This window comes from Nonomuraea sp. NPDC048892, from assembly GCF_040649735.1.
Lineage (GTDB): Bacteria > Actinomycetota > Actinomycetes > Streptosporangiales > Streptosporangiaceae > Nonomuraea > Nonomuraea maheshkhaliensis.
On record NZ_JBEZFZ010000035.1, the window covers coordinates 53,291 to 65,688 of the forward strand.

General features: G+C 74.5%; 6 protein-coding genes. 5 read left to right on the forward strand and 1 reads right to left on the reverse strand.

The features are described 5' to 3' along the window. Window positions 1–10: 10 nt before the first annotated feature. The 3 genes from AB0C28_RS50450 (at window position 11) to AB0C28_RS50460 (ending at window position 4,902) form a co-directional block, all read left to right on the forward strand. Window positions 11–1,786 (forward strand): ABC transporter ATP-binding protein, encoded by a 1,776-nt coding sequence (locus AB0C28_RS50450; protein WP_357857283.1) that lies wholly within the window; start codon window positions 11–13, stop codon window positions 1,784–1,786. Window positions 1,787–1,863: 77 nt separating this feature from the next. After that, the gene (locus AB0C28_RS50455) at window positions 1,864–2,061 is read left to right on the forward strand and encodes a thiomuracin/GE37468 family thiazolyl RiPP peptide (RefSeq protein ID WP_326641297.1); all 198 of its coding nucleotides are present in this window, start codon (window positions 1,864–1,866) and stop codon (window positions 2,059–2,061) included. A gap of 123 nt (window positions 2,062–2,184) precedes the next feature. Next, entirely contained in the window at window positions 2,185–4,902 is a 2,718-nt protein-coding gene (locus AB0C28_RS50460; RefSeq protein WP_358083779.1) for a lantibiotic dehydratase, read from the forward strand. Here the strand turns inward: AB0C28_RS50460 and AB0C28_RS50465 are convergent. Continuing rightward, window positions 4,880–8,002, reverse strand: a complete 3,123-nt coding sequence (locus tag AB0C28_RS50465; RefSeq protein ID WP_358083782.1) for a BTAD domain-containing putative transcriptional regulator — start codon at window positions 8,000–8,002, stop codon at window positions 4,880–4,882. The genes AB0C28_RS50460 and AB0C28_RS50465 overlap by 23 nt on opposite strands. 149 nt (window positions 8,003–8,151) lie before the next feature. Here AB0C28_RS50465 and AB0C28_RS50470 point away from each other — a divergent pair, with 149 nt between their 5' ends. Further along, a complete protein-coding gene (locus tag AB0C28_RS50470; RefSeq protein ID WP_358083784.1) occupies window positions 8,152–8,634 on the forward strand; it encodes an MBL fold metallo-hydrolase in 483 nt (160 codons plus the stop codon). Between the two features lie 240 nt (window positions 8,635–8,874). Further along, window positions 8,875–12,378 (forward strand): serine/threonine-protein kinase, encoded by a 3,504-nt coding sequence (locus tag AB0C28_RS50475; RefSeq protein ID WP_358083787.1) that lies wholly within the window; start codon window positions 8,875–8,877, stop codon window positions 12,376–12,378. The last annotated feature ends 20 nt before the right edge of the window (window positions 12,379–12,398 follow it).

A 12,398-nucleotide genomic window follows, 5' to 3' on the forward strand; every position in this document is an offset into this window, starting at 1 on the left:
AGAAGGATCGATGACTCAACAGGCGGTGGCCGCCCGGCCGGTGGCCGTGTGGCGGATCTTCCTGGGCTGGACGCGGCCGTACCGCGCCCGGCTGGCCCTGGGCCTCGTGCTGGCGTCGCTGTCGGCGGCGAGCGTCCTCGCGCTGCCCCTCGCCATCCAGCAGCTCGTCGGGCGGATCGCCGCCGGGGACCGGGCGTCCGGGCCCATGCTGCTGATCGGCGGGCTCGTCGTGGCCAACGTCGCGCTCAACGCGGGCAGCTGGTTCCTGCTCGACCGCACGGGCGTCATCCTGACCAGGGACGTCCGGCGGCGGCTCGCGTCGCGCCTGGTGCGGCTGGGCATCCCGGAGTTCGACCGGCTCCGGCCTGGCGACCTGCTCGCCCGCGCCACCGCCGACGCCGCGAGCGCGGACGACCTGGCCACCTACGTGCTCGTCGGCCTGGGCGTCCACATCCCGGTGATCGTCACGGTGATCGTCTTCATGGCCCTGCTGGACCTGGTCCTGCTGGGGCTGACGCTGGCGGTGGTCGTCGTCGCGTTCGTGGCCTTCCGCCTGGTCGCCCCCAGGATCAGAAGCGCGAGCACGGCCACGGCCGAGGCCGTCGGCACGCTCACCGCCGACCTGGAACGGGCTCTGGGCGCCCTGCGCACCATCCGGGCGTTCGGCGCGGAGCGGACGGAGGAGGCACGCCTGCACGCGGCGGCGGAGGCCGTACGCCGGGCCAGGACCAGGGCCTCGCTGTGGGAGGTGGTGTCCGCGAACGTCACCGGCCTGACCTACCAGCTCGCGCTCCTGACGGTGCTGACGGCCGGCGCGGCCCGGGTCGCGACCGGGACCATCGGGGTCGGCGTGCTGGTGGCGTTCCTGCTGTACGTGTTCTACCTGATCGGGCCGATGCAGAACGTGATCCAGGCGCTCGCCGCGTACCAGTCGGCGAGCGCCGGGGCCACCCGGATCGCCGAGGCCCTGGAATACCCCGCCGAGGACGAGTACGAGCCCTCGCCGCCGCAGGCGGACCGCTCACCCCTGAGCGTGCGCTTCGACTTCGTGCACTTCGGCTACGCCGCCCGCCCGGTGCTCAGGGGCCTCACCTTCACCGCCGCGCCGGGAACCGTGACCGCGCTGGCCGGAGCCTCGGGAGCGGGGAAGTCCACGGTGTTCGGCCTGATCGAGCGCTTCTACGAGTACGAGGACGGCCGCATCCTAGTCGGAGACCGCGACATCAGGGACTGGCCGCTCGCGCGGCTGCGCCAGGCGATCGGATACGTCGAGCAGGACGCCCCCGTGCTCGCCGGCACCATCCGCGACAACCTGACCTTCGCCGTCCCCGGCGCCACCGACACGGAGCTGGCCGAGGTGCTGCGGCTGGCCCGGCTCGACCGGTTCGTGGCGGGCCTGCCCGACGGGCTCGACACGCCCGTGGGGCACCGCGGCGGCACCCTGTCGGGAGGGGAACGGCAGCGCCTGGCCATCGCCCGCGCCCTGCTCCGCCGGCCGCGCCTGCTGCTGCTGGACGAGGCCACCTCGCACCTCGACGCCGTCAACGAGGCGGCCCTGCGCGACACCGTACGCACCATCGCGCGCTCGGTCACCGTCATCGTGGTGGCGCACCGCCTCTCGACGGTCATGGACGCCGACCGCATCGTCGTCATCGACCGGGGCGTCGCCCGCGCCGCCGGCACCCACGACGAGCTCAGGAGGAGCGACGACCTGTACGCCGAGCTCCTGTCCAGCCAGCTCGGCGGCGTTCCCGCGCCCGTCGCCCCCGGTGTGCCGGCGAGCTGACGGCGGCCGGGCCCGGGCGGGTTTTCCGAAAGCGTCCGGCTCCCGCTGGGGGAACCGGGTGAGAAGAAAGGAACGCGATGAGCTCCGCGAAATCGAAGTTCTCGGTCGCCGACCTTCCGGTCGACGTCTTCGAACTGGAGACCGGCGACCTCGAGATCGAGTCGCTGACCGGCGGTCACGGGATGCTGGAGCACGGCGCCTCCAGGAACTGCGGCTGCTCCTGCCAGATCATCGGCTGCAGCTGCTGCAGCGGATCGCCCAAGTCACCGAGGTAATTCGGCCGGACGGCTGACGCCGCGGGACCCGATGCGGGCCCGGCCCGGCACGTACGTGCGCCGGGCTGGGCTCAGGGCTGGGCTCACCCGTCCGGACCGCATCCCGGATCGCGAAGGAGATCGATGAGCTCAGCGCAGTCGCCCGCCCGGATCGCGGGCGTGACGGGAGACGCGGTGGTTCGCGTCGCGGGACTGGCCGTGGCGGCACTCGACGGGCTCCGTTCGCCGCGCCTGGCCGCGGCGCTCGACGACGTGCCGGCCCGCCGTGACGCGCACCGCGCGGAGGGACGCGCGCTCGCCGGCGCGCTGCACACCGTGATCGGCGGCCTGCCCCGCGACGGCGTACGCCCGCGCGTCATCGGCCTGCGCCGGGCCCTGCACACCGGGCGGCGACCGGGCGCGGGGGAATGGACGCCGGAGGTCGCCGGGCTGCTGCCGCCGGAGGTGTCGCGCGGGATCGAGGGCTGGCTGGCCGGGGCCGCCACGCTCGCCGCCGCCGAGGACCGCCTGCCCCAGGTGCTCGCCGCCGAGCGGGAGTCCGGCCTGAACGCGCTGCTGAAGGCCGCCACGGACCCGGGGTTCCGGATCGCGCTCGGCGGCACGAGCCCCGTACTCGCGGCCGAGCTGGAGAAGTGGATCGCCGACCCGGGCCGGACCCCCAGGGCAGGGACCACCACCACGCTCGCGCGCTACCTGGCCCGCGCCGTGACGAAGACCAGCCCGCTCAGCACGTTCACCACCAGCGGCCCCGTACGGTGGCGAGCCGCCGGGCCCGCCGTCGAGACGCGCCCGGTGGATCGGCACGGCGCCTTCGAGCTGTCCTACTACCACATCCGCGAGAACATCGCCGCTTTCGTCCTCGGCCACCCGGCTCTGTCCGGCCGCACACCGATCGCGCTCAACGCCTCCGCCCAGCGCCTGGGGGAGCAGGTCGTCTTCCTGCGCGGGTTCGGGATGCTCGGGCTGCTCGGGGGCGAGAGTTACTGTGCCGTTCCCGCACGGCCCTCCGTTCTCGCGCTGGTCGACCTGCTGGGTACGGAGCCGGAGGGCCTGCTCCGCCACGTGCTCAGGGAACGCCTCACGGCGGGGGACACGTCCCTGGACGCCGAGGTGGACGCCTTCCTCGACCACCTGCTCGACGCCGGCCTCCTCGTGCCAGGGCTGCCGGTCACGTACCCGCACGAGGTGCTCCCCGGAGCCGCCGCATGGGCACGGGAACGGCCGGCAGAGCAGGCCGTCGGCCGGCCGGACGCCCCGGAACAGGCGGAAAGCAAGACCCGCGCGCTGTCAGCCGCTCTGGAGCGGGCGGCTGGCGCGCTGGCGGCGCGGCCGGCGGCCGGTGACGCCGTCTCCTACCGGGCCCGCCGTGAGACGGTGGTGAGCGGGCTGCGCGAGCTGGCCGGGTTCGCCGCGCCCGGCGGCCCCCACCACGCCATGTTCACCTCGCTGACGACCGTGAACGTCCGCGACACGGCGGTCGCCGCGGAGCCGCCGGCCGCCTGCTCGGTACGCGCCTGGCGGCCGGTGGCCGATGACCTTGACCTGGTCCGCCGGTGGATCGCGCCCTTCGCGCCGCACCTGCCGGCCAGGCTGGCCCTGACGGAGCTCTTCGGCGCGCGGCTGCGCGAACGCGGCCCCCTGCCCGTGATCGCGTTCTTCCGCGAGTACCAGCGGGCCGTGACGGCGGAGGACGAGATCGGCGCCGAGTTGCGCGGCAGCGTCGTCGCCCCGTCGTCGCGGCGTCCCGAGGACAGCGTGCTGGACGGGGTGCGCCGGCTGAGCGCCGTGATGGCGAGCGCACTCGCGGCCCTGTCTCCCTACCCCCTCGACGCCGACGCACCCGGCACGAACGATCCCGTCACCGTGCCCGCCGAGGCCCTGAAAGCGGCCATCGCCACATACCCACCCTGGGTACCCGAAGTGCGATCCATCAGCGCCTACGTCCAGCCCGCCAACGGCTTGGGCGTGGTCAACGCGCTGGGCACCGGCTTCGGTTCCGTACGCGCCCGCCTCGACCACCTGACCGGCCGCCGAGCGAGAAGCGCCGCGGACCGGGGCACCGGGCCGATCTACGCGGCCTTCGGCAGCCGGTTCGGCATCTCGCTCAACGACCACCGCCGATGCCTGCCCTTCCAGCTCGGCGGCACCCCCGCCCTGATCGGCCGCGACAGTGGCGCCGCCCGGCTGCGGATCGAGGACCTCGTCGTCCGCCTCGACGAGGGGAGCGGCCTGCTCGGGCTGGCGACGGCCGGCGGGCGCGAGGTGCGCGTCGTGCACACCGGCGCCGCCGCGCGGGAGTTCCTGCCGCCGTTCTCGCTCCTGCTGACCGTGCTGTCAGGCGAGGTGCCGCCCCTCACGATCCTGCCGCCGCCGCACCCCTCCCGCACCGCGCCGCGCGATCGGCGCCGCGACTGGCCCCGCCTGGTCATCGGCTCACTCGTGGCCGCACGAGCGCAGACCAGGTTCCCCGCCGGCGGCGTCCCCCTGCCCAGGGCGGGTGAGGAGGAGAGCCGGTTCCTGCTGCGGCTCGCGGAATGGCGGCGCGCCGAGGGGATCCCGCGCCGGTGCTTCTTCCGTACCCGTCCCGATCAGGAACGCGCGGACGAGCGGGCGGCCACGTCCCCGGCGTCGTGGACTCAGACGCAGGAGAAGTGGCACAAACCCATGTATCTCGACTTCGGCAGCTGGCTGCTGGTGCGCGGGTTCGCCGCGGCCCTGCGGCGGCCCGGCACCGCGCTGGTGACCTTCGAGGAGGCGTTGCCCGACCCGTTCGCCGCGCAGAGCGCCGATCACCACGTCGCCGAGCTGGTCCTGGACGTCACCGCCGGTTCACCGCCCTGAGCCGGTCGTCCAGCGTCCGCACGCCGTCGTCGTGCGCGATCGAGCGGAACAGCTCGCGCGCCTCCTCCCAGACGGCCCCGGCCCTGCGGCAGTCGCCGGCGGCGGCGTGGGCGTCGCCGAGGGAGCGCAGCGTGCGCGCCAGGTACGGGATGGAGCCGCGGGTCCGCCACACCTGGACCGAGCGTTCGAGGGTGGCGATGGCGGAGCGCACGTTCCCCTCGGCCAGGTCGAGCTGCCCGAGCACGCTGAGCGAGTCGGCGAGGTAGTGGCCGAAGTTGCCGGTCTCGCTGTTGGCCAGCGTGAGTTCCGCGGTCGCCCTGGCCTGCGGGTCTCCGACCGCGGCGAGCAGCTTGGCGAGGTAGAGCAGCGAGAACGTCTCCAGATAGCGGTAGTTCAGCCGGCGCGCCATGGCCAGGGAGCGCTCCAGCAGCTCCCTGCCGCCCTCGACGTCGCCGCAGAACGCCTTCGCCGCGCCCAGGAACTGCGTGACCGTCGTGGCGTAGTGCGGGTTGCCCAGCGCCTCGGCGACCCTCGCCGCCTGCTCCATGACCTCGTGCGCGGCCTGCGGGTCGTCCTCGCCGTGGATGATCGCCATCACGTGGTACGCCCGCGCCTGGCCGCCCAGATAGCCGGCGTCGGCGGCCATCCGCAGGGCGCGCCCGGCCAGCGCGAGCGCCTCCGCGCCGCCGTTCCCGTCGGCCGTCATGCTCCACGCCAGGGTCGCCAGGGCGTCGGCCATGCCGACCGGGTCGTTCAGCTGGGTGAACAGGTCGAGCAGCAGCGTGGCGCCGGCCCGCATCCGCCGCATCGCCGGACCGGGGCCCGCCGGCGAGCTCCAGGTGGTGACCTCCAGCAGGCCGCGTCTCAGCACGGCCTCGCCGCGCTGGTCGCCGGTGCGCCGGCAGAGGGCGAGCGCCTGCTCGTGCATGCGCTGCCAGCCGTCGTACAGGCCGCGTACGTTCAGGTACGTCTCGGTGGAGCCCGCGAGGTCCCAGGCGAAGTCGGTCAGGCCCGCCTCGCACGCCTGCGCGACCGCCGTCATCAGCGCGGCGTGCTCGGCGCCGAACCAGGCCATCGGATCGGCCAGCAGCGGCCCGGCGACCTCGGCGGGCAGCCGCCAGCGCGGCGCGGGGCCGTGCATGAGCGCGTAACAAGGGCCGGGAACGTGCTCCGCGGCGGCCTCAGCCAGCGCCAGCCACGCGCCCAGGGCCCGCCGGAGCGCGGCCAGGCGCTCGGCTTCGCTGTCCTCGCGCTGTGCCCGCTCGCGCGCGTACAACCGGATCAGGTCGTGGAAGCGGTAGCGGAGCCCGCCGGTCTCGTCCGGGCCGGTGAGGGTGAGCAGGTGGGCGTCGACCAGGGCCTCGATCTCGCGTTCCGCCTGCCGTACCGGCACGTCGAGGAGGGCCGCCACCGTCCAGGAGGCGAAGTCGGGCGCGTCGAGCAGGCCCGCCAGCCGGAAGGCGCGCTGCGCGCCCGGCGGAAGCGTCTGGTAGCTCATCTCGAAACCCGCCCGGATGTCGAGATCGCCCGCGACGAGCTCGTCCAGCCGGTGCCGTTCCTCGCCCAGGACGCCGGCCAGCCGGGCCAGGCTCCACTGCCTCCTGCCGAGCAGCCTGGCCGCCGAGATGCGCACCGCCAGCGGGACCCGGCCGCACAGCCGGGTGATCTCCAGGGCCGCGTCCGGGTCGTCCTGGACGCGTTCGTCGCCGACGATCCGGCCCAGCAGGGCCATGGCCTGCGCCGACGGCAGGACGTCGAGCTCCAGCAGGTTCGCCCCTTCGAGACCGACCAGCCTGACCCGCCCGGTGAGCAGCACGGCCGTGCCGGGGGCTCCGGGCAGGAGCGGCCGCACCTGCTCCTCACCGGCGACGTTGTCGAGCAGGACGAGGATCCTGCGCCCGGCCAGGCTGCTCCGGTAGAGCGCCACGCGCTCGTCCAGGGAGTCGGGGATGGAGGTGGTGCTGACGCCCAGGGCGAACAGGAACCGGCTGAGCACGTCCTCGGGACGGGCGGGATCGGCGGAGGCGCCGCGCAGGTCGGCGTAGAGCTGGCCGTGCGGGAACCGGCCCATGATCCGGTGCGCGACGTGCACGGCCAGCGTGGTCTTGCCCAGACCTCCCAGCCCCGCGATGCTGGCCATCGCGACGGTGCCCGGCCGTGGCCTGGTGAGGGCCGCGGTGAGCTCGGCCACCTCGCGGTCCCTGCCTGTGAAGTCCGCGATGTCCGGGGGTAGCTCGGCGGGGACCGGCACCGCAGGCAGGTCGTCCGCCGGGCTCGCGGCGAGGTAGCGGTGATCCGGCTTCGCCGTCCGGCGCCCGGCGGGGGAGCCCGTGACCGTCACGGCGGCGCGGGGGACGAGGTCGAGCGAGGGGTCCTGGGTGAGGATCCGCTGGTGCAGGTCGTGCAGCTCCTCGACGGGGTCCAGCCCGGTCTCCGCGATCAGCGTCCTGCGGGCGCGCGCGTACTCGGCGAGCGCGTCCGCCCGCCGGCCGCACCGGTACAGCGCCAGCATCAGCTGCGCGCGCAGCCGCTCCCGCAGCGGGTACGCGTCGATGAGCGCGGTCAGCTCGCCCAGCAGCTCGGCGTGGCGTCCCAGCCGCAGGTCCACGGCGATCCGCGACTGCAGCGCCGACAGGCGGACCTCGTCCAGCCGTGCCGCCTCCGCGGCCAGCATCGGGACGTCGGTCAGACCGGCGAACGCGGGCCCGCGCCACAGATCCAGCGCCTCGCGCAGGCGGTGGGTCGCCTGCTCCGGCTCACCGGCGTCCTCCGCCGCCCGCCCGGAACCGGCCAGCGCCTCGAACCGCGCCGCGTCCAGCTCGTCCCGGACCGGCGGCACCAGATAGCCGGAGCCCTGCCGCACGATGCGCGCCGGATCACCCAGCCGCCGCCGCAGCCGATGCACGTACGTCTGCACGTTCTTGGTGGCGCTGCGCGGCGGGTCGTCCCCCCACAGCGCCCCGGCGAGCTGATCCTCGGACACGATCGTGCCGGCCCGGCACAGCAGCACCGCCAGCAGCACCCGCGCCTTGGGCGTGCCGAGATCGAGCTGCTTGTTCTCGCGCCACACGGTCAGGGGACCCAGTATTCCGAATTCCATCGCGCTCCCTCGGCTGGAGGCACTGTAAGACGCGGGCGGTCTGTTTGGGCGATCTTCACGGTGAAGAAACGATTGCAAACTTCTTTCACTCCGGGTCTACCCAGCCAGTCAGCTCACACCGCGTCCGTCGCTGGACGACGATCATCATCATGAAAATCACGAAATACACCCATGCCTGCGTACGGCTGGAGCACGAGGGCCGGGTCCTGGTCATCGACCCCGGGACCTGGAGTGAGCCGAGCGCGCTGACCGGTGCGGACGCCGTGCGGGTCGGTGAAACGTTCACGGCTGCCGGTTTCCGGGTGCGGGCGGCCGGCGGCCGGCATGCGCCGATCTACGGCGGCCGGCCGGACTGCGCGAACCTCGGCTATCTCGTGGACGGCACCCTCTACCACCCCGGGGACTCCCTGCACGTCCCCGCCGAGCCCGTGGAGACGCTGCTGGTCCCCTTGCAGGCCTCATGGCTGAAGACCGCCGAGGTGATCGACTTCGTTCGCGCGGTCGCCCCCGAGCGAGCCTTCGGCATCCACGACGGGCAGATCAACGAACGCGGCCTGGCCAGTGTGAACGGCTGGCTGGGCCAGGAGACCCGGCACCGCTATCGGTGGCTGGCCCCGCTGGAGAACGGCTGACGCCGCAGGCGGGAGAGCATGGTCTCGGCGGGCCGGCCGAGCACCTGTTCCAGGTAACGACCATGGAACTCCTCTGAAGACAGCACACAGTGAAGCGCCGACAGGCGGCCGGGGGCCGCTCGTTTTCCGCCCGGTCCCGGTGGCGAGCCTTCCGGCCGATGAGGTGGCTCGCCGGGTTCTTGGCAAAGCATGGTGGCGGCCTCACTATCGATGGCGGGTGTCGAGGCGAGGGAGGTCTCGATGGGGTACTCGGCATCGCCGGCGGGGGAAATCCGGCACTTCGGTGGCTATTGGCTGGGCCGGCGGCTCGGTGCGGGTGGGCAGGGTGTCGTCTACGAGGCGTACGACGCCGCGGGGAAACGAGTGGCGGTCAAACTGCTCCGGCTGGATCGCGCGCACAGCGCCGGCGCGCGGGCCCGGTTCGCCAAGGAGGTCGCCGCTGCCGAGCGGGTGGCGGGTTTCTGCACCGCCCGGGTGATCGCGGCCGACGTCGCCGCCGCCGAGCCGTACATCGTCAGCGAGTACGTCGACGGCCCCAGCCTGCGCCGGGCGATCGCCGAGCGCGGTCCCTACGACCAGGCGCAACTGCATCGGCTCGCCACCGGGATCGCGACCGCGCTCACCGCCATCCACATGGCCGAGGTCGTGCACCGCGATCTGAAGCCGGAGAACGTCGTCCTGGGCTCCGACGGCCCTCGAGTGATCGACTTCGGCATAGCCCGGTTCGACGGGGCCACGCTCACCGACGAGGGGCTGGGGCCGGCGGGCACCCCGGCCTACATGTCCCCCGAGCGGCTGCGCGGCGAACCGGCCGGGTACGCGGCCGACATCTGGGCCTGGGGCGCGGTGCTGCTGTTCGCGGCGACCGGCCGGCCGCCGTTCGTGGCGGAGACGGCGCAGGCGGTGTATCACCTCGTGCTGACCCGCCCGCCGGACTTCTCCGCACTGGACGGGACGATCCGGCACCTGGCCGAGGCGGCGATGCGGCCCGACCCGGCCGAGCGGCCGACGGCCAGGTCGCTGCTGCTGAGCCTGGTCGGCGGCAAGGGTGAGACCCGTCTGCTGCTCAGTCAGGGCAGCCGCGCGGCCGGGCGGCTGCCTCGGCCGCAGGTGACCGGAACCCCGGCCGACCGGCCGCTGGGGGAGGTCGCCGAGGACGTCTACACCCGGCTGGACCCCGCCGACAGGGAGGTCGTTCCCGCCGTCGTGCTGCGCATGGTGCTGCCCGGCGACGGCGCCGACGGCACGCTGCGCCGGGCGTACACCGTCGAACTGCTGGACGGCACCCTGGACTCCGCGCGGGTGCGGCGGGTGATCGACGGTTTCGCCGGCGAGGACCTGCTGTCCGGCGACGGGGAGATGGTGACGCTGGCCAGCGCGGCGTTGCTCCGTGCCTGGCCGCGGCTGCGGGAGTGGATCGACGCCGACCGGCCGGGCCTGCGCCTGCACAGCATGCTGAGCGAGGCGGCCCGGAGGTGGGAGGCGTCAGGACGCGATCCGGCCGACCTGTACCGGGGCACCGCGCTGCGCGCCGCGCAGGACTGGGTCGAGAGCGGGCCCCGGGTGCGGGTGAACCAGCTCGAACGGCGTTTTCTGACCGAGTCGGCCGTCCATGAGCGCCGCGCGGAGCGGCGTCGCCGGCGGGTCAAGGTGGCGCTGGCCGCCCTGGCGGCGCTGAGCGTCGCCACGACATTGATCCTGATCCAGCAGGGCGTGGGCGAGAGAGGGCAGCGTGAGCTGGCCGCCGCCAGGAAGGCGGCCGAGACGGCCGATCTGCTGCGCGCGCGGGATCCGGTCAAGGCGCTGCTGCTGAGCGTGGCCGCCTGGCGGCTGGCCCCCGCGGAGCCCGCCGCGGCCGGCGCGCTCTACAGTTCGCTGGCGCAGCGGGAGTCGCGCGTGCTGGTCCCGCCCGCCGGCCCCGGCGAGGCGCGCTTCGACCTCAGCGCGGACGGAACGACCCTGGCGCTGGTACGCGGTGGGGCGGTGTCACGCTGGGACGTGCAGAGCGGGCACACGCTGCCCGGCCCGGCGGCCGAAGTGGGCGAGGGGATCACGGCGATCGCGCTCAGCCCGGACACGACGACGCTGGCCGTCGCGGGAAGGCGGTCGGTCCGGCTGTGGGACCTGCGGACCGGCAGAGCGATCGGCGCGGGGTTCGGCTCCGGCGGCGCCGGGCACCTGTCCTTCAACACCGGCGGCAACGTGCTGGTCGTCATGGACGCCCCGGACGGCGGCCAGGCCTGGGACCTGGCCGGCCTGCCCGGCGCGGCGCCTCGGCCGGTGTGGACGAGCACGGACCCCGGCCTGCGGTCCATCGCCGTCTCGCCCGACGGCTCCGCGGCGACCATGGTGTACGACGACCGGCCGTACGAGATGGTGGATCGCGGCGGCGCGCCGCTCCCGCCGCCCGGAGGAGCGCGCCCGGTCGCGGGCGACGTCGCCGCCTACTCACCCGACGGCAGGACACTCGCCGTGGGCACGCGCGACACCATCCGGCTGTGGGACCTCACCACCACCACCTGGGCAGGACCGGCCTTCGAGGGCGCCACGGCGCACGCCGTCACGCTCAGCCCGAGCGGCGACCACGTGGCCACGCTCGACGACGCGGGCGTCACGTTGTGGCGGCGCGACGGCACCCGGCTGCTGACCCGCGCCGCCCGCGGAGCCGTCGGCGAACCCCGCATCGACGCGTCCGCGCGTACCCTGAGCTACCGCCACAGTGACGGAACGGTGACCAGGCTCGACGTCGCCGCGCTCACCTCCGCCCGGCCGGTCGTGCGGCGCGCCGAGGGCGGCGCGATCGACGTGCGGGCGCGCGTCGCCTTCTTGGGGGATCGCACCGTCACGCTCGCCGGGCCGCGCGCGCCGCCGCGTCGGCTGGACGTCCGGGGCGGCGGGCGGGTGGCGGCCTTCAGCCCGGACGGCACCCTGCTGGCGACGACCGGAGCGGACCCGGCCCGGGTGACCGTCTGGGACGTGGCCACCGGCACCCAGAAGCGGACGTTCACCCTGCGCCGGCCCCTGGAGGCCATCGGCCTGGCCTTCAGCCCGGACGGCGAGACGCTGGCCGTCTCCCCGCACAGCGGCGGCCAGGCCGAGCGGGTGCGGCTGTGGGACCTGCGCCGCGGCGGGGCCCCGGTGGAGACGCTCGGTCTGCGGGGCGGTCCGCGCATGGAGTTCAGCCGGGACGGCCGTTTCCTGGCGGTCAACGGCACCGGACACAACGGCGTCGCGGAGCTGACCAGCCCGCGCCGATACCGGCATCAGCTGTTCGGCACCGGAGGCGACGGCGGCCGGCCCCTGGCCATCGACCCCACCGGCCGGATCATCGCCGCCGGCGGTCCTGGCGCGGGCGTCGACCTGTGGGACACCGCCGGGTTCACCCGCCTGCGCACCCTGCGGGCGGACGACGAGCAGGAGCAGCTCTCCCTGGCCGCCTTCACCCTCGACGGCGGGATCCTGGCCGCTGCCGGGACCAGTGGCCGGGTCTGGCTGTGGCGCCCGGCCGCGGAGCGCCCGCTGGGAGTGCCCGTTCCGCTGCACGCCGGCCCGGTGCTGGCCCTCGCCTTCACCGCCGACGGCCGTACGCTGCACAGCCTGGGCGCCGACGGCGTGCTGAACAGCCTGCCCGTGCATCCGGCGCTGGCCGCGGCCGACATCTGCCGCCGTATCGGCGCGGCGAAACTCAGCCGGGAGGAATGGACGCGAATCCTCCCTGAAGTGGACCACCGAGAGATCTGCTGAACACCGAAGGGCGAATCACC